This window comes from Mycetocola zhujimingii, from assembly GCF_003065425.1.
GTDB lineage: Bacteria > Actinomycetota > Actinomycetes > Actinomycetales > Microbacteriaceae > Mycetocola_A > Mycetocola_A zhujimingii.
The window spans coordinates 2,948,074-2,964,355 of the sequence record NZ_CP026949.1; the positions used below are offsets into that span (position 1 = coordinate 2,948,074).

The 16,282-nt window shown below is 65.3% G+C and carries 18 protein-coding genes; 4 read left to right on the top strand and 14 right to left on the bottom strand.

Annotated features, from left to right (window positions below):
* Nucleotides 1–8: 8 nt before the first annotated feature.
* The 7 genes from C3E77_RS14095 to C3E77_RS14125 all read right to left on the bottom strand — a co-directional run bounded on the left by C3E77_RS14095 (nucleotide 9) and on the right by C3E77_RS14125 (nucleotide 5,640).
* Nucleotides 9–848 carry an ABC transporter ATP-binding protein gene (locus C3E77_RS14095; protein ID WP_198412159.1) on the bottom strand — a complete coding sequence of 280 codons (840 nt, stop codon included), beginning with the start codon at nucleotides 846–848 and terminating at the stop codon, nucleotides 9–11.
* Nucleotides 845–1,666: an ABC transporter permease gene (locus C3E77_RS14100; protein WP_232529039.1), complete on the bottom strand. Its 822-nt coding sequence runs from the start codon at nucleotides 1,664–1,666 to the stop codon at nucleotides 845–847. The genes C3E77_RS14095 and C3E77_RS14100 overlap by 4 nt, the downstream gene beginning before the upstream one ends.
* 43 nt (nucleotides 1,667–1,709) lie before the next feature.
* Complete coding sequence (locus C3E77_RS14105; RefSeq protein WP_108392492.1) at nucleotides 1,710–2,951, bottom strand: ROK family transcriptional regulator; 1,242 nt, start codon at nucleotides 2,949–2,951, stop codon at nucleotides 1,710–1,712.
* Between the two features lie 247 nt (nucleotides 2,952–3,198).
* Nucleotides 3,199–3,702 (bottom strand): tetratricopeptide repeat protein, encoded by a 504-nt coding sequence (locus tag C3E77_RS14110; RefSeq protein ID WP_234031222.1) that lies wholly within the window; start codon nucleotides 3,700–3,702, stop codon nucleotides 3,199–3,201.
* An 84-nt stretch (nucleotides 3,703–3,786) separates the two neighbouring features.
* Nucleotides 3,787–4,218, bottom strand: coding sequence for an ASCH domain-containing protein (locus C3E77_RS14115; protein ID WP_108392494.1), 432 nt, complete (start codon nucleotides 4,216–4,218; stop codon nucleotides 3,787–3,789).
* Nucleotides 4,219–4,380: 162 nt separating this feature from the next.
* A complete protein-coding gene (locus C3E77_RS14120; RefSeq protein ID WP_234031368.1) occupies nucleotides 4,381–4,902 on the bottom strand; it encodes a GNAT family N-acetyltransferase in 522 nt (173 codons plus the stop codon).
* 90 nt (nucleotides 4,903–4,992) lie between these two features.
* Nucleotides 4,993–5,640 carry a CPBP family glutamic-type intramembrane protease gene (locus C3E77_RS14125; RefSeq protein WP_162925023.1) on the bottom strand — a complete coding sequence of 216 codons (648 nt, stop codon included), beginning with the start codon at nucleotides 5,638–5,640 and terminating at the stop codon, nucleotides 4,993–4,995.
* Between the two features lie 76 nt (nucleotides 5,641–5,716).
* On the opposite strand from C3E77_RS14125, the gene C3E77_RS14130 reads away from it, so the two are divergent.
* The 3 genes from C3E77_RS14130 to C3E77_RS14140 all read left to right on the top strand — a co-directional run bounded on the left by C3E77_RS14130 (nucleotide 5,717) and on the right by C3E77_RS14140 (nucleotide 7,487).
* A complete protein-coding gene (locus tag C3E77_RS14130; protein WP_162925024.1) occupies nucleotides 5,717–6,292 on the top strand; it encodes a TetR/AcrR family transcriptional regulator in 576 nt (191 codons plus the stop codon).
* A 122-nt stretch (nucleotides 6,293–6,414) separates the two neighbouring features.
* On the top strand, nucleotides 6,415–6,915 hold the full coding sequence (locus C3E77_RS14135) for a GNAT family N-acetyltransferase (RefSeq protein WP_108392498.1): 501 nt from the start codon (nucleotides 6,415–6,417) through the stop codon (nucleotides 6,913–6,915).
* A 35-nt stretch (nucleotides 6,916–6,950) separates the two neighbouring features.
* Nucleotides 6,951–7,487: a putative immunity protein gene (locus C3E77_RS14140; RefSeq protein ID WP_108392500.1), complete on the top strand. Its 537-nt coding sequence runs from the start codon at nucleotides 6,951–6,953 to the stop codon at nucleotides 7,485–7,487.
* Nucleotides 7,488–7,521: 34 nt separating this feature from the next.
* Here the strand turns inward: C3E77_RS14140 and C3E77_RS14145 are convergent, their stop codons facing one another.
* From C3E77_RS14145 to C3E77_RS14165, 5 genes are all read right to left on the bottom strand, one after another.
* Nucleotides 7,522–7,800: a hypothetical protein gene (locus C3E77_RS14145; protein WP_108392502.1), complete on the bottom strand. Its 279-nt coding sequence runs from the start codon at nucleotides 7,798–7,800 to the stop codon at nucleotides 7,522–7,524.
* A gap of 104 nt (nucleotides 7,801–7,904) precedes the next feature.
* Nucleotides 7,905–8,780 carry an SMP-30/gluconolactonase/LRE family protein gene (locus C3E77_RS14150; RefSeq protein ID WP_108392504.1) on the bottom strand — a complete coding sequence of 292 codons (876 nt, stop codon included), beginning with the start codon at nucleotides 8,778–8,780 and terminating at the stop codon, nucleotides 7,905–7,907.
* Nucleotides 8,781–9,026: 246 nt separating this feature from the next.
* Nucleotides 9,027–10,085 carry an NAD(P)-dependent alcohol dehydrogenase gene (locus C3E77_RS14155; RefSeq protein WP_108392506.1) on the bottom strand — a complete coding sequence of 353 codons (1,059 nt, stop codon included), beginning with the start codon at nucleotides 10,083–10,085 and terminating at the stop codon, nucleotides 9,027–9,029.
* A 135-nt stretch (nucleotides 10,086–10,220) separates the two neighbouring features.
* On the bottom strand, nucleotides 10,221–10,529 hold the full coding sequence (locus tag C3E77_RS14160; protein WP_162925025.1) for a Dabb family protein: 309 nt from the start codon (nucleotides 10,527–10,529) through the stop codon (nucleotides 10,221–10,223).
* Between the two features lie 237 nt (nucleotides 10,530–10,766).
* The gene (locus C3E77_RS14165) at nucleotides 10,767–12,908 is read right to left on the bottom strand and encodes an alpha/beta hydrolase (RefSeq protein WP_234031223.1); all 2,142 of its coding nucleotides are present in this window, start codon (nucleotides 12,906–12,908) and stop codon (nucleotides 10,767–10,769) included.
* 334 nt (nucleotides 12,909–13,242) lie between these two features.
* On the opposite strand from C3E77_RS14165, the gene C3E77_RS14170 reads away from it, so the two are divergent.
* Entirely contained in the window at nucleotides 13,243–14,283 is a 1,041-nt protein-coding gene (locus tag C3E77_RS14170; protein ID WP_108392512.1) for a LacI family DNA-binding transcriptional regulator, read from the top strand.
* A gap of 74 nt (nucleotides 14,284–14,357) precedes the next feature.
* On the opposite strand, the gene C3E77_RS14175 is transcribed toward C3E77_RS14170, so the two are convergent.
* The gene (locus C3E77_RS14175) at nucleotides 14,358–15,287 is read right to left on the bottom strand and encodes a carbohydrate ABC transporter permease (protein ID WP_108392514.1); all 930 of its coding nucleotides are present in this window, start codon (nucleotides 15,285–15,287) and stop codon (nucleotides 14,358–14,360) included.
* Nucleotides 15,287–16,225, bottom strand: a complete 939-nt coding sequence (locus tag C3E77_RS14180) for a carbohydrate ABC transporter permease (RefSeq protein ID WP_108392516.1) — start codon at nucleotides 16,223–16,225, stop codon at nucleotides 15,287–15,289. The genes C3E77_RS14175 and C3E77_RS14180 overlap by 1 nt, the downstream gene beginning before the upstream one ends.
* Between the last annotated feature and the right edge of the window lie 57 nt (nucleotides 16,226–16,282).

Here is a 16,282-nt window from a genome sequence, read left to right on the forward strand (position 1 = left end):
CTTGAGTGTCAGGCCGTCAGGGTAGACGGCGTCGAACCAGCTGCTGTGCGGGTGTTCTGGTGGTACACGGAGTGCCATACCCGGTTGCGAAGCGCGGTGAACTCGGGGCTCAGCCGCATTTCTTCGGTGCGGGGGCATGGCAGATCGACGTCGATGACGTCGAAGATTCGACCGGGGCGTGCGGCCATGACGACCACCCGGTTGGCGAGATAGACGGCCTCGTCGACATCGTGAGTGATGAAGACGACAGTGCGCTTCTCCTGGCTCCACGTATCGAGGAGCTGCTCCTGCAGTTTCACGCGTGTGAGGGCATCCAGTGCACCAAACGGCTCATCCATGAGCAGGATCGTCGGGTCGACGGCGTAAGCGCGGGCGATGGCGCAGCGCTGTTTCATGCCGCCGGACAGCATCTTCGGCAGGGCGTCGGCGAACTGGCTGAGGCCCACCATCTCGATGAAGTGCTCGGCTTTCTCGCGGCGCTCTTTCGCGCCAAGTCCCGCCGTCTTGAGGCCGAACTCGACGTTCTTGCGCACGGTCAGCCACGGGAAGAGCGCGTACTGCTGGAAGATCACGCCGCGTTCAGGACCAGGTCCCGAGACGACCTTGCCGTCGACGACGGCCTGGCCGCTCGTCGGTTTATCGAGGCCGGCGAGCACGTTCATGAGGGTGCTCTTGCCGCAGCCCGATGGTCCGACCACGGTGATGAACTCGTTGTCGGCCACGTCGAGCGACACATTGTCGAGGGCGAAGAACTCCTTGCCGGCGAGGTTGTAGGTCTTGGTGACACCCTGCACGGAGATACGGGCGGGGTTGGCGGCCCCTGCGGCGAGGGGAGATGTGGTGGTCATCGGCGTTCCTGCCATCCGGTCAGTTTGGTTTCGGCGAAGAGGAGAATGCGGTCCATCAGCAGACCGAGGATCCCGATCGCGATGAGGTTGACGAAGATCGTCGGAAGGTCGTAGAAGATCTGGGCCTGCTGCATCCGGGCACCGAGTCCGTTTTGCGCTGCGATGAGCTCCGCGGCGACGACGGTTGCCCACGAAGCGCCGAGACCGACGCGCATGCCGACGAGAATGAACGGCGTCGAGGCGGGAATGACCACGCGGACGAAGATGCCGCCGTCTTTGCTTCCGAGCACGCGAGCCGCGTTGATGAGTGTGCGGTCGACGCTGATGACTCCCTGGAAGGTGGAGATCACACACGCGAAGAACGCGGCGAGGAAGATCACGAAGATCTTCGGTTGCTCACCGATGCCGAGGAGCACGATCACCAGCGGAATGATGGCGAGCGGCGGGATGGTCCGGAAGAACTGCACCCATGGCTCAATGAACGCCCGTGCGACGGGGTACCAGCCCATGAGGAAACCGACGGGAATGGCGACGAGCGTACCGAGCGCGAATCCGATCAGCACGCGGCTGAGGCTTGCCGCGAGGTCGGTGGCCAGCGTTCCGTCTCCGATGACGGTTGCGGCTCGCTCGACGACTTCGACCGGGGCCGGGAGGCGGAAACCGGCGAGCGAGAATCCCCACCAGATCAGGATGCCGGCGATGACGCTGACGACGTTGAGCACGAGAAGCATCGTGCGGTTCTTCGCGCGTACCTTCGGTGCCTTCTTCGCGGGGTCAGCCGACTGGGCGGCCATGGTCCGCGTTGCTGTGTCGGTCATGCGCTGTGCTCCGTGTTCGGAGTGCGCCCGTGGTTTCGGTGGGTCATGAGATGTTCCTTTGCGTGGGTCCGCGGTGGGGCTCGGGCTGCGTGGTTTCGGGATAGCTGGCAAGAAGCGGTGACCGGTGGAAGAGCGCGGCGATTGCGCCGAGCGCACCGACGTCGTCGCCGAGGTGCGCCACCCTGATGTGCGGTGCGGCTTCGGGGACGGGGAGCAGTTCGTAGCCGATCGTGGCAACCGCCTGTTCGAAGATCACCCCGGCGATGTGCACGATGTCTCCCGCGATCACGATCTCGGCCGGGTTGAGGGCAACGGCGAGCGACCCGAGCACGCGGCCGAGCGCATCGCCGGCGTCGCGCAGGACGCCGACAACGACGGGATCGCCCTTCGCCACAGCCGCGCGGAGATCCTCGAGCGAGTTAATGGCGACGCCCCTGGCCGTGCAGCTCGCGAAGATCGCGGGCACTGAGGCAACCGTCTCGACACAGCCACGCTTGCCGCACCGGCAGAGCACGCCGTTCGGGCTTACGGAGATGTGCCCGAGTTCGCCGGCGAAACCCGATGTGCCCGTGACCAGGTGCCCGCCAACGACGAGACCGCCACCGATACCGTCGGAGAGCCGTGCATACACCAGGCTCTGCACTCCGGCATCGCTGCCCCAGATCGCCTCGGCAAGGGCGGCAAATCGGGTGTTGTTGTCGATAATGACCGATGTGTCGAATCGCTCAGCGAACGAGTCGTAGACGAACTGGCCTGCCGGCACGGCGGTGCCGCTGTCCGACGTCGGCACGGGTTTCGGCATCCGCGGCGAAAAAGGCCCGGGAAATCCGATCCCGATTCCCTGCAGGGCGCCGTAATGGATGCCGGAGTCAGCGCCGACCTGTTCGATGAGGCGGAAGCAGCTGTCGACCCTCTCGGCCCATCCGGAGTCCGGGTCATAGAATTCGACGCCGGACGCGATGATGTGGTGGGCGGCGTCAGAGACGGCAATCCTCACCCGGCTGTGACCGAAGTCGACGCCCATGAACTGGCCGGCGCCCGGGTCGAGGACGAGGCGTTCCGCGGGGCGACCCCGACCGGCACGGATGTCGCCGTCGGTGTTGGTGGTGGTGATCGCGCCGCGTTCGAGCAGAACGTTCGTGATCTCGGACAGAGTCGTGCGAGACAGTCCGACGTGTTCAGCGATCTGCCCGCGGGTCAGCGCGCCGTGCTCCCGAAGTACCTGCAATACGCGGTCTTCGTGGGTTTGGCGGATGAGTGTATGCACTCCGGCGGGCTTGGACACAGAGCCACCCTAGGGAGGGCGATTTATTCCGTCAACACTCCGACATAATTCGGGCAAGAAATTGTCCGCGGCCTGTCAGAAATGGGATTGGCGTCGTTGTGCGGACATAAAAGGCTGCACTTCTCGAGAAAGTGCAGCCCTTTGTGGCCGAGCAATGGGCGAACAGCCATTTGTGTCCGGGCAATACCGAGCACCCATTCGTGGCCGAGCAGAGGATGCCGTCACCGGCAGCCGCTGGAAAGACCGCTCAGCGGGGATCGTCGAGCGAGACGAGGTACTCCGCGTTGCCGCGAAGTGCGGCCTGGTACCTGTCGAGTTCTTCGGCGTGGACGTGCTCCGCGAGCAGGGTGAGAAGACTCCCCAGTGCGGTGTTCGCTCGCCCGGCCGCGTGAAGGGTGAGCGCCTCGAACGCGCCCAGGGAGACCGAGTCGGGGAACTCGGCGCGAGCGCGCGCAAAGAGCTCGATCGATTCGTCGAGTCGTCCGAGGTTCCTCAGTGTGCTGCCCTGCTGCAGGTAGCAGCGCCTGCGCACGTCACCCTCGAGACCCTCGGCCATCGCCCGCTCATAGAAACCCAGCGCCGTCGCTTCATCGCCCGCGGTGTCATACGCGCCGCCGACCTCATAGAGGACTTGAGGATCGTGCGGATGCTCGTCGTAGATCGGGAGCAGCGCCGCAATCGTCGGCCCCATGTTGTCCCGGTCGCGGGCGGCAAAAATGCGCTCGAGTTCTGCTTCTGTCTTGTCATCCACGGTGCCGGGCTCCTCCACAACGACGTGCGCCGAAGGTCGAAGCGCGCTCCTACGCTAGCGCTCCGCCACCCGGGGGTGGGCCGCTCAGGCTCGGTCGGTCACGTGGAATCGCACCAGCACCGCTTCAGTGGCATCCGTCACCGTGAACTCCGGGTCACGCATCCACTCGCGGAATTCAGCGCCGTGCCAGAACTTCTCGTGGCCGGCGCGCCAGTCGGCGACGGTCTCGAAGCCCTCACCCTCATCGATGGCGTGGGCGAGGTCGACCTCGCCGAGCGGCACGACGCGGACACCGGTGACCTCGGTGACGCAGACGGGACTTTCAGCTGAGTCGACGACAACGCGACGCTCGCCGATCACGGGCAACTCCTCCTCCGACAGGTCGTAATCGGCGACCAGCGACGTTGTGCTGGTCTTGCGTCCGTCGAGAATCGCGCCGACGAGAGCGTCCCGGAGCGGTCCGGGAAAGGCGTACTCGTCGATGGGCAGAGTCGACAGGTCCTCAGGAGAGATCATGCTGAAAGCCTATTACGGCCCTCGGACCGCACTGAGAATCATGACGAGGATGATGCGAGCGGATGCTTCGGGCACGGTGAAACGGCACGGTGGTTCCCCCGTGACGGGCGCGCCCCGTGACGAGCGCGCCCTACTGCCGGGCAACCGCCAGCTCGGCGGTGGTCAGCGACCGATCCGCGAAGACGAGCCGCACCGCCGAGGGGTCCGGGTTTCCTGCGTCTGGCCCCCGTCGACGAGCTGCAAACCCAGTTTTTCAGCCACCGCGCCCGAAGCAGCGTTCTCTTCGAGGAGGTAGGCGATCACGGGGCAGTTGCCCGTGAGGCGTGCGGCCCGCTCGAGCGCCCGGCGTCCGAGTTCGGTCGCCAGCCCTCGACCCTGGGCCTCCGGAGCGAACCGATAACCCAGATTCCAGACGAGCCCTCCACGCAAGGACAGGCCGCCGTATCCGACGATCGCGTCCGATCCGTGTTCGCGGACGATCCAGGTGCCGATGCCGTCGGCATCCCAACCCCGCATCCACCGCTCGAGGGTCGCCTTCGTTTGCGTGATGGCCGTGTTGCGGAGCGATGGGTAGTGCTCCCACACGCGAGGATCACTGAGAATCGCGTAGAGCCCCGGCGCGTCATCCGTCAGCGGTCGGCACAGGTGGAGTCGATCCGTTGAGTCCTCGGGGACGCTGTGCATGGCCACGGGGTTACGCTAGCGCGTCGACGTCACTCGGCGACACAGCCCAACGTGCCGTGCCTCCTCCGCGCCGGGCCAGGCCGCAGGAATTCACACAGCGGTATCGACGGTTCGACCGCCGACGTTCCCCGGGGCCTCCGCAGCTTCCCGCCACAGGCCGGTGAGCGAACTGCGAAGCAGCGCCGGTTCGATGACCAGGTTGATGATGATGTGGGCAAGGATCGCGGGCAGAATGAGCCGGTCGCTGGCGAGATACACAATGGCCAGAGCACCGCCCAGCACGGTCGTCGAGATCGCCACGGGGGCGATGATGGCCAGGTCCCGCGAGAACATGACCCATACGGAGTGGGCCAGTCCGAAGGCCAGCGCGGCGGCGGCAGCCTGCACCCACCATGCGGCGCCGATCCCCGACAGCCCGTCCATCAGAAATTTCCGGAAGATCAGTTCCTCGAGGGTGCCGGTGACGATCGCCAGTGGGACAGCGAGTGCTTTGAGGGTGTTCAGCTCGAAGGCGGTGCGACGCACGAACGGAACAGCCCAAAAGGTGTAGCCGATGTATGCAGCCGCGACTGTGACGGCGAGCAGCCAACCCCACGGGATGCTCGCGAGATCCGGCCCGAACCCGAGCAGTTCGGTCCAGAACCTCGCTGGATCGCGGGCCAGCCAGAGGGCCAGCGGGACCGACATGCCACCGATGATCGCGACCATGATCAGAGCGGTAATCGAGTTGGGCTTCATCGGGTCTCTTCCTTCGCAGTACGACTGTACTATGAAGTTACCGCACAGCTGTACTGCGAAAGTGAGGGCTTCTGAGATGCCGAAGATCGTTGACCACACGGCACGCCGCCAGGCGATCGTCGACGTGGTCATTCGCAGAATCGAGCGGGAAGGGCTCGGCGGCGTCAGCGTGCGGACGGTTGCGCGCGACCTCCGGGTGAGTCCCTCTGCGGTTCGTCACTACTTCCCCACCAGCGACGAGATGCTGGCGAGTGCGCTCACGGCAGTACGTCTGGCACAGGCCGACGGTTTGCCCAGTCCCGAGAACCCGGACTCACGATGGAGCATCCGCGAAGCATGGGAACAGGCGTTGCCGCTCGATGCGCGGAGAAGACGAGAAGCCGCGGTCTGGTTGGCCGCCATGACGGCACCATCGTCACCCGGGATACGTGACGTTCTGGAAGAGGCGAACGCCGACCTCGATCATCTGTGCCGCGTCACGGTCGAAGACCTCGGATGCCCAGCCGAAGCAGCAGAGCGCGAGAGCAAGGCTCTCCGCGCCTTCACCGACGGATTGGCCCTGAACGCTCTGGCTGAGCCTGCCGGGTTCACTCCGGAGGTGGTCCTCGACGCGCTCAACACGTATCTTGCCCGCCTCAAGAGTGCGTTTTAGCGCGTCCCTCCCTGGCGAAGTCAGCGATGGCATCCGTCAGCGCACCCGCAATACCCGGGCCGAAATGCCCCTCGTCGTCAACGATGACGAGCCTGCCCTCGAGCGACCGCTAGAGTCACAGGATGCTTCCCGCCCCCACCGCCCGACTGCGGTTCCGCCCCATGACCGATTCCGATCTCGACGCCATGGCCGCGCTGCTCGGCGACCCCGACGTGATGCGTTTTTATCCGGCACCGAAGTCACGCACCGAAGCCGCCGCCTGGATCGACTGGAACCAGCAGAACTACACCGACTACGGTCACGGACTCTGGATCATCGAGACCATCGACGGCGAGTTTGTGGGCGATTGCGGCCTGACCTGGCAGGACGTGAACGGAGTCGCGAAACTCGAGGTGGGTTACCACGTACGTTCCGCTCTTCACGGGCAGGGACTTGCGACGGAAGCCGCAGCCGCGTGCCGCGACTTCGCTCGCGAACACACCGACGCCGCGGAGCTGGTGGCCATCGTCCACCCCGACAACGACGCGTCGAGTCGCGTTGCCGAGAAGATCGGGATGCACCGGGTCGCTGACGACCACGGTGGGAACCTCGCGGTCCGCCACGTCCTCAGCATGCGCCTCTGACGCGAGGGAACCGCGCGACGTGGGAGAGTGTCGATATGGTCTCCCCCCAGACGCTCAGCGAAGCCGATCGCCGCGACCTCGCCGTGTGGGCGGCGGACTGCGCGGAGCACGTTGTGCACTTGTTCGAGGCGGAAGCGCCGTCGGACGGGCGGCCGGCGGATGCCATCGCCCGGGCGCGCGCCTTTGGTCGGGGCGAGCTCCGTGCCGCCGACGAGATCCGGCAGCGCTTCGTCGCGGGTCGGGCCGCTGGCTCTGCTGATTCGCCAGCGGCTGCAGCTGCGGCACGGTCTGCAGCGCAGGCTTCCGGCGTGGCCCACATGGGCGCGCACGCTCTGGGCGCGGCCGCTTACGCCGCGAAGGCTGCCGCGCTGGCTGCACCCGACGACCCGGATGCCGCCGCCAGGGAGATCCGCTGGCAGCTCGAACAGCTGACGGCCCGCAATCGGGACGCTCTCCGACTGCTGCCGCTTCTCGGGCAGGATTCAGCTGGACCGTTGGGTAGCGGGCTTCTTGCGAACGGGGTGCTCGCCTGGGCCATCCGCGAGATTCAGGCCCAGGTCAACGCCGATTAGCGCCGACGATCGGTGGGCGCCTCAGCCGCGAGCCTCAGAACAGGTCTGAGATGTCCCAGTGACGACTCTCGTCGAAAGGCTCGGCGAGCACGCCGGTATCGCGGTCGTCTTCGGCGACCTCACGGGTCGTGAAGTGAATCGCAACGCCAGGGCTGACCAGCACGCTGACCGCGACGTTGCCCACCACCGTGAGGTCAATGAACCTCCCGCCCGCGCGCACCGCTTCTTCCGCCGCCGCTTTGAGCGATCCGAGCTGCGTTCCCTGCGCGAGCACGTGCGAGTGACCATCGATTGTGAGCGTTGTGCGTTGCATCAGCGTCCCTTCGGGTTTGGGCCTTTGCGATCCGTTCACCCTACCCCCGGAAAGACAGGATCGGGAAGGAAATTGACACGCCCGTAACGTAACGACGCGTGTAGTTATCCGACCGCCGGCGTCACCGTGGTGCGTATGCGATACAGGCTCGTCGATGCCGTGATGTAGAGCTCGGAGCCGTCTGGTCCGCCGAAACAGACGTTCGATGCGACCTCCGGCACGGGGATGTTCAGCTCCAGCTCTCCGCTCGACGAGAACACCTGAACGGCATCCGACGACGACGTCCACACCCGGCCCGCGGCATCCACACGGAATCCGTCCGGGGTCCCCGACGGATTTACGAAGACGCGCCCCTCCCCCGTCGCCACGTCATACACACGGATGTGCCGCACCGAGTCTCCCCCGGTATCGGCAACATAAAGCAGCTTCTCGTCGAGTGAAAACGCCAGGCCGTTCGGGTGCACCATGTCGGTGATCACCGGCGTCGCGACACCCGTGGCGGGATCGAAGCGGAACACGAAGCATCCGCCGTACTCCTCGACACCCGGGTGCCCCTCGCGCCCGCTCTCCTGAATCCCGTAGGGCGGATCGGTAAACCAGATCGTGCCATCGGATGCCACCACAACGTCGTTCGGGGAGTTGAAGCGTCCACCTGCCCACCGATCGACGAGCACCTCGACCTCGCCGTCGACCTCGCGTTCGACAGCACGACGCCCGTGGCTGCACTGGACGACGCGGCCCTCGAGGTCGAGGGTGCGGCCGTTGGTGTACTCGACGTCGTCGCGGTGCACCAGCGTCTCGCCGGTGGCCCGGTCGAACTCAAGGATGCGGTTGTTCGGGATATCGCTGAACCGCACCGATTCGCTGCCCGGCAGCCAGAGCGGGCCCTCGAGCCATTCGCCGCCGGTCCAGAGCTTCTCGAGCTCGCCCGCGATCAGGCCGGGGCTGTCGGTTGAGGTGTTCTGCGGCGTCGTTGGCATGGCCCCAAGCTAGCAAGCTGGCGCTCCCGGTGCATCCGCTCGCTTGCGACGACAGAAACGGTCGCTGCGGCGGCATCCGCTCGCTTGCAACGACACAAACGGTCGCTTCAGCGGCATCCGTTCGCGTGCAACGACAGAAACGGTCGCTGATTTCGAGAATCAGCGACCGTTTGTGGCCGAGCAACGCGCCAACGACCGTTTGTGGCCGAGCAGCGCGGATACAGCGGATGCCGCGCGGCGCGAAACCTACGCTGCGGGCGCCGGGATCGTCGCCGTGTCGATCACGAACCGGTAGCGCACGTCGCTCTTGATGACGCGCTCGTAGGCCTCGTCGACCTCGTCGGCGCCGATCACTTCGATGTCGGCACCGAGACCGTGCTCGGCACAGAAGTCGAGCATCTCCTGGGTCTCGCGGATGCCACCGATGTTCGATCCGGCGAGGCTGCGGCGCCCGCCCGTCAGCGAGAAGACACGGAAGGACTGCGGGTTCTCGGGCAGCCCGACGAACACCATCGCGCCGTCGAGGGTCAGCATCGACAGGTAGTCATCGACCGGCAGGTCTGCGGACACCGTGTTGATGATCAGGTCGAAGCGCTTGCGGTTCTTCTTGAACGTCTCCGGGTCGGAAGTCGCGAAGTAGTCGGTCGCGCCGAGTCGCAGGCCGTCGTCCTTCTTCGAGAGGGTCTGGCTGAGCACGGTCACCTCGGCACCGAGCGCCGCAGCGATCTTGACGCCCATGTGGCCGAGTCCACCCATGCCGACAATCGCAACCTTCTTGCCGGGGCCTGCGCCCCAGTGCTTGAGCGGCGAGTAGGTGGTGATGCCGGCGCAGAGCAGCGGGGCCGCGACGTCGAGGTCGATGCCCTCGGGGATGCTCAACACATAGTTCTCGTCGGCGACGATCGACGTGCTGTATCCGCCGTAGGTCTCCTCGCCGGAGTACTGGCGTCCGTTGTAGGTGGCGACGTTGCCCTTGAGGCAGAACTGCTCTTCGCCGGCGAGGCAGTTCTCGCACTCGCGGCAGGAGTCGACGAAGCAGCCGATGCCGACACGGTCGCCGACCTTGTGCTTGGTCACGTCATCGCCGACGGCCGTGACGATTCCTGCGATCTCGTGCCCCGGCACCATCGGGAAGATGCCTGCACCCCACTCGGCGCGCGCCTGGTGGATATCGGAGTGGCAGATTCCCGCGAAGGCGATGTCGATCTCGACATCGTGAGGGCCGACATCCCGGCGTTCGATCGTTGAACGCTCGAAGGATGCTCCGGCGGATGCTGTGACGAGGGCGGGCACGGTGGTGGGCATAAAGACCTCCGGGGTGTAGGTGTGAACCGCGGCTGCGCGGCCGACCTTAACGCTACAGCGCGGCCCTGATCTGAACCGGAGCCTTGACAGGTCCGCCGAGCCACTCCGCATCGAATGCGGACCCGAACGGATGCCTCACACGTTCAGGTCGTAGACCAGGACCTCGGCCGCCCACTTGCCGATCAGGTCCTTCACCGGTTCGTGATCCGGATGCGGCAGGTACTCGTCGCGCGCCGTCTCGCTCGCGAAGGTGATCGCCAGTGCCCACTCGAATCCGCGTTCCATCCCTTCGGGGCTGGAGCTCGGCCCCGAACCGATGCTCAGGATGCCCGGGATCCGCTCGGGCAACACGCCAACCGCGCGCGTCAACTGGTCGAGCTCCTCCTGCTCCAGCGGCGAGTTCCAGCGGACGAGCACCATGTGCAAAACGTTCTGTTGTGTCATGAAGCAATTCTGCCGCGAGCGCCCCGGGAACATCAGGCCCTCCGACGGCGTTCGCGCGTCTGGCGATCCCGGTCCCTGCCCCGTGCGCGGCAGATCCATGTCTGCGCTGCAGAAGCATCTGTAGCGCACGACATGGAAGTGGAGCGGTCGGCGAAAGCCGCAGCTACAGCCCAGCTCGGCCCAGCAACAGCACTGTGCCCCGGCATCCGAAGATCACCGGGGCACAGCAACTGGTTACTACTCGGCCTTGAACAACCTCGGAGCGAAATCGATCAGGTTCTTCTGCCAAACGTCCCAGCCGTGCGGGCCGACGGTCACCCCGTTGAACTCGTACTCAACCCCGAGTCCGTCGAGGGTCTCCATCAGCGCCATCACGTTCGGATACGTGAAGTCGGTGATGTCGCCGGTGTACAGCCGGACAAGTTCCGTCTCGGCGTTCACTTTTGCCACATCGACGTCACTCGGGACGCTGAACAGGAACGCCGCAAACGCACCGACGTACGCGAACTCGCCCGGGTTGGTGAGCAGCAGGCTCATCGTTCGCTGCCCGCCCAGTGAGAGTCCGGCGATTGCCCGCTCGGCGGGATCCTCGCTCACGTTGTATGCTCCCTCGACCGCCGGGAGGACATTGTCGAGCAGTTCCGCCGGGTAGTTGTTCACGTTCCCGTTCGGGATCACCACCACCATCTCTTCCATGGCGCCGTCGAGCGTGAGGTTGTCGAGAATCTGCCGAGCGCGGCCCACCTCGACCCAGTCCGTCCAGCTCTGCCCGCCGCCGTGGTTCAGGACGAACAGCGGATATGGCTCGGCACGGTCGGCGTCATACCCCGGCGGTGTCCAGACGAAGGCACTGCGCTCCTGCTGCGCCACGGTGCTCTGGTAGCTGAGTACCTCGAGCGCTCCACCGGTGCCCGGGGCAACGTCAGCGAGCAGTCGAGACTCCTCACCCGGAATGAAGAAGGTGCTCCAGGTCGGCTCCGTGGTGACCTTCGTCGGGTTCGAGGTGTCTTTCACCGAGACCCCGTCGACGATGAACCGGTAGTAGTACGACCACGGGTCGAGCGGACCAACTGTCGCCCGCCATCGGTCACCGACCTCGTTCATCTCGACGCGGAGCCAGCTGCCGCCCGGACCCCAGTTCGCCCACACCGACACGTACTCTGCGTCGGCGAACTCGGTGGTGGTCTCAAACGTGACGAAGCCGTCCTCGGTGATCCACGGTGTCGGCGTCGTGCCCGCCGGAGGAAGCTCGAAGCGCTCCTCGATCGCGGTGTGCCCCTCGCTGAACCCAGGGTCGCCGGTCTTCTTGCCGTGGAACAGCCGCGGCGCGAAATCGATCAGGTTCTCCTGCCATGCGTTCCAGTTGTGGCCGGCATCCGGGTTGGCGCCGTCGAACTGGTAGTCGAGCCCCATCGCATCGAACTGGCGCATCGACTCATACACGTCGTTGTAGGCGACATCCGTCTGGTTTCCGACGTAGAGGCGGAACAGCTCGGTCTGCTTGTTGATCTTCTTCACCGGGATGTCGGACAGGTCACCGAAACGACCGGCACCGAAGGTGCCGACATACGCGAACATGCCGGGGTAGGTCCGCAACACCTCAAAGGTCTGGCCGCCGCCCATCGACAGCCCCGCCAGCGCACGATCCTTCTTCGCATTCGAGACGTTGTAGGCATCCCGAACCGCTGGCATGAGGTTGTCGACCAGTTCGCTCGGGAAGTCGGGAACATTGCCGTTCCCCATCACGACGACCATGTCAGCGAGCTCTCCGGAGAGAGACAGGTTGTCGAGGATCTGCTCTGCCCGACCGACCTCGACCCAGTCACGGTAACTCTGGCCGCCACCGTGCTGCAGGTACAGCACGGGGTATGGCTTGCCGCGTTCCCGATACCCCGGTGGCGTCCAGATCAGGGCGGACCGCTCTTCTCCCGCCACGTCGCTGTGATAGTTGAGCGTCTCGATGGCCCCTGCTTCTTCCGGCGCGTCCGCGAGCGGTGCTGCGGAGTCTCCCTCAATAAAGAAGGTGCTCCACTCCGGCTCTGAGGCGACAGACGTGGGGTTTGTCGGATCCTTGAACGGCTTCGAGTCGTCGCCCGTCACCTGGTAGTAATACAACCCGGGCTCCAATGGACCCAGCGTTCCCGTCCAGGTGTCGCCGCTCCGCGACAGCCCGTACTGTGCCCAGTTCGCCGACGCGCCGAGGTTTCCCTCGATAACCAGTTGCGACACAGGACCGATCGCCGATTCAACCGCGGCGTTCGGCACGGCGAATCGCACGTAGCCGTCATCCAGCTGCGTGAGCCACGTGTCCGCAGCAACCGCGGGCTGAGCCACACTGAGCGCGCTCGCTGCGATGGCTACACCGGTGGCGAGGCCCACCCAACGCCGCGCAGATTTGCGCGGTCGCTTTTCTACTTGACCGATCTCCATTGATCCGTTCCCCTTCGGTTTTGCCCCACCCCCATAGCGAGGCTGCACACCGTCTCCGCTCCGGGTTCGGCCCGGAACGAAGGGCTGGAACGGCGACAAACGCGAAAGTGTGCGATTTACCACGTCGTAAATTCCACCCGGGACTCATGGTTCTCGCATCCGCCGGGGTTGTCAAGGCACAACTCAGCCGCGCCGCCGGGCCCAGAACGGGTGGCCAGCGACTGCGCTGTATGCCCGGTGAGGTCGGATATATTGACCAGAGCGCCACAGGACGGAGTCATCGATGAGGTCGACCATTCGCGATGTGGCGCGTGTCGCGGGGGTTTCCGCGAAGACGGTCTCGAATGTCATCAACGACCATCCGCACGTGCGCACCGAGGTTCGCGATCGGGTGCGCAGCGCGATCATCGAGGTGGGGTACCGGCCGAACCTCTCCGCGCGGGGCCTCCGCTCCGGCCGGACAGGAGTGATCGGACTCGCCGTGCCCGCCCTCCGCGAGAACTACTTCGCTGAGCTCGCGGATGCCGTGATCCGCGCCGCGGAGAAACGGCGGCTCAGCGTTCTGGTCGGGCAGACCAACGGCGATCGGCTCAAGGAACTCGACGTGGTCAAGGGCACGCTGCTGCAGGGCACCGACGGGGTACTGCTGAGTCCGGTGCGGCTCGGCCAGCGCGACGTCGACGCACTCAACGTCCCGCTGCCGCTCGTGCTGCTCGGAGAACGCATCTTCGGCGGTCCCACCGACCACGTCACCATGCACAACGTGTCGTCGGCACGGGCTGCGGTCGAACACCTCATCGCGCGGGGCCGCACCCGTATCGCGCTCATCGGCGCCCCGCAGCAGGCCGACTCAAAGCAGGGTGGCCAGGAACCGAGCTCGGCGAGCTTGCGCCTGCACGGGTACCGGCAGGCGCTCGAGGCCGCCGGCGTCCCGGAGGCACCCGAACTCATTTGCGCGACCGGCCCGTGGGGTCGGGAGGCAGGGGCAGCAGCCGTGCGCCGCCTGATCGCCGAGCGGGTCCCCTTCGACGCGGTCTTCGCCCTCAACGACACCCTCGGTCTCGGCGCCCTTCGCGCTCTCGGCGAAGCCGGCACTCGAGTTCCCGACGAGGTCGCGGTGATCGGATTCGACAACATCGACGAGACCCGCTTCTCGGTACCGTCACTCTCGAGCGTTGACCCCGGGCGCGAGTCCATCGCCGAGATGGCTGTGGAGATGCTCGTCGAACGCATCCGCGAAACCGGCGAGCGCCGGCCGCCCCGCCTCGCCAAACCGGACTTCCACATCGTCACGCGCGAGTCATCCGGCACGCTCACGGATTAATTTAACTGAGCGACAGCATCCGCTCGGCTCCGCAGGCCCGGTTCTGAACCACGCGAGAGCCGAACGGGCCGGTGTTACTTGATGCTTCCCATCGAGAGCCCGCCCTGCCAGTACTTCTGCAGCAGCAGGAACGCGATGATGAGCGGGATGACCGAGACGAGCGAGCCGCTGGTCACCAGGTTCCAGACCAGGCCCCCCGCCGTGGCGGAGTTCGACTGAACCTGCCACGTGTTGAGCCCGACGGTGACCGGCAAGAGCGTCTGGTCCGACAGCATGGCCAGCGGCAGGAAGTAGTTGTTCCAGCCACCGACAACGGAGAGCAGCAGCACGGTCACGATCGCCGGTCGCATCAGCGGCAGTGCGATCGTGGCGAAGGTCCGGAACTCGCCGGAGCCGTCGACCCGCGCGGCGTCGAGCAGTTCGTCGGGAATGGCATCCTGAATGTAAACGCGCATCAGGTACACGCCGAACGGGCTGAGCAGCGACGGCAGGATCACGGCCCACACGGTGTTGGTGAGGCCGAGGTTGTTGAACAACACGTACGTCGGGATGACGAGGGCCGTTGCGGGAACCATAACGGATGCCAGCAGCACCATAAAGCTGATCGAACGTCCCCGGAACCGGTACTTCGCGAACGCGTATCCAGCCAGCACGGCGAGAACCGTCGCGCCGACGCCACCGGCGAAGGCGTAGAGGAACGAGTTGCCGAGCCAGCGCACGTAGATGCCGCCGTTGTACGTCGCCAGCTGCGCGATGTTGTCGAACAACGCGAAGTTCTGGTCGAACCACAGCGGCCCGCCGGTGCCGTTGAACAGGCCCTGGGTGCTCTTGGTTCCGGCGACCACCAGCCACCAGATCGGGAGCAGGAAGTAGAGAGCGGCGATGGTGAGCAGGATGTGCATGCCCACCTGTTTGCGCTCCCCCGGCAGGACGTCTGGCCGCTTTTTGCGCGGGCCGGACTCGGTGATGGCATCGTCGATGAGGGGCAGAGGTGAGGTAGTCATCAGCGGAGTCCGCTCTTCTTGCGTGTGGCGATGAGGAAGATGATCGAGGCGAGGAAGACCATCAGTCCGAGCGCGAAGGAGATCGCCGACGCGTAGTTGAACTGCTGGTACGAGAACGCCAGGTTGTAGGCGTAGAGGTTCGGCGTGTACGCCGCATCGATCGCGTTCCCGGCGAGCGGCGCGAGAACCTGCGGTTCGGTGAAGAACTGCAGTGTGCCGATCAGGGAGAACACAACGGTCAGCACGAGCGATGACGCCACGATCGGCACCTTGATATGCAGTGCCGTCTGGAGCTTCGTCGCCCCGTCAATCCGCGCGGCCTCATAGATGGCCGGGTCGATCGATTGCAGTGAGGCGTAGATGATGATCATGTAGTAACCCGTCCACTGCCACGTGACGATGTTGGTCAGGGACCAGAAGATCGAATCGCGGCTGAGCAGGTCGGGTGCCTGGGTGTTCAGGAATTCGAAGACCGTCACGAGCGGGCCGAACGACGGGCTGTACAGGAATCCCCACATCAGTGCGCCGATCACACCGGGGATCGCGTACGGCACGAAGATGAGCAGCCGCGTGAACCGGGACAGCCTGGTTCGGATGTCGTCGAGGATGAGCGCGAAGACCAGGGCCAGCCCGATTTGGAGGGGAACAAACACGACGGCAAAGGCGGCGACGCGCACCATTCCCGACAGGAAGCGTTCGTCGGTGAACGCTTTGACGTAGTTGGCGAGGCCAGCGAACTGTTCGCCGCCGGCGAGGGTGTTGGTGTGCAGGCTCATCCAGAAGGCATAGACCAGTGGGAGGACGAGGAAAACGAGAAACACGATGGCGAACGGCGCGAGAAACACCCAGCCGAATCGCGCGTGCTTCCGCTCAAGACTGGCGCCGCGTTTCACCGTTGGTGGGCGGACGGGATGCTGAAGCTGAGGGGTGGTAGACATGGGTCACTTCCTTGGGACGCATTGTGTGGAGAACTCCTGTGCGGGCGAGGCACTGCT

Excerpts from the sequence above, each read along its gene's own strand:
- C3E77_RS14100 (WP_232529039.1), bottom strand. The coding sequence starts at position 1,666 with ATGACCGACACAGCAACGCGGACCATGGCCGCCCAGTCGGCTGACCCC.
- C3E77_RS14170 (WP_108392512.1), top strand. The coding sequence starts at position 13,243 with ATGAGGTCGACCATTCGCGATGTGGCGCGTGTCGCGGGGGTTTCCGCG.
- C3E77_RS14095 (WP_198412159.1), bottom strand. The coding sequence starts at position 848 with ATGACCACCACATCTCCCCTCGCCGCAGGGGCCGCCAACCCCGCCCGT.
- C3E77_RS14175 (WP_108392514.1), bottom strand. The coding sequence starts at position 15,287 with ATGACTACCTCACCTCTGCCCCTCATCGACGATGCCATCACCGAGTCC.
- C3E77_RS14180 (WP_108392516.1), bottom strand. The coding sequence starts at position 16,225 with ATGTCTACCACCCCTCAGCTTCAGCATCCCGTCCGCCCACCAACGGTG.
- C3E77_RS14160 (WP_162925025.1), bottom strand. The coding sequence starts at position 10,529 with ATGACACAACAGAACGTTTTGCACATGGTGCTCGTCCGCTGGAACTCG.
- C3E77_RS14130 (WP_162925024.1), top strand. The coding sequence starts at position 5,717 with ATGCCGAAGATCGTTGACCACACGGCACGCCGCCAGGCGATCGTCGAC.
- C3E77_RS14155 (WP_108392506.1), bottom strand. The coding sequence starts at position 10,085 with ATGCCCACCACCGTGCCCGCCCTCGTCACAGCATCCGCCGGAGCATCC.
- C3E77_RS14140 (WP_108392500.1), top strand. The coding sequence starts at position 6,951 with ATGGTCTCCCCCCAGACGCTCAGCGAAGCCGATCGCCGCGACCTCGCC.
- C3E77_RS14145 (WP_108392502.1), bottom strand. The coding sequence starts at position 7,800 with ATGCAACGCACAACGCTCACAATCGATGGTCACTCGCACGTGCTCGCG.
- C3E77_RS14120 (WP_234031368.1), bottom strand. The coding sequence starts at position 4,902 with ATGCACAGCGTCCCCGAGGACTCAACGGATCGACTCCACCTGTGCCGA.
- C3E77_RS14115 (WP_108392494.1), bottom strand. The coding sequence starts at position 4,218 with ATGATCTCTCCTGAGGACCTGTCGACTCTGCCCATCGACGAGTACGCC.
- C3E77_RS14135 (WP_108392498.1), top strand. The coding sequence starts at position 6,415 with ATGCTTCCCGCCCCCACCGCCCGACTGCGGTTCCGCCCCATGACCGAT.
- C3E77_RS14150 (WP_108392504.1), bottom strand. The coding sequence starts at position 8,780 with ATGCCAACGACGCCGCAGAACACCTCAACCGACAGCCCCGGCCTGATC.
- C3E77_RS14125 (WP_162925023.1), bottom strand. The coding sequence starts at position 5,640 with ATGAAGCCCAACTCGATTACCGCTCTGATCATGGTCGCGATCATCGGT.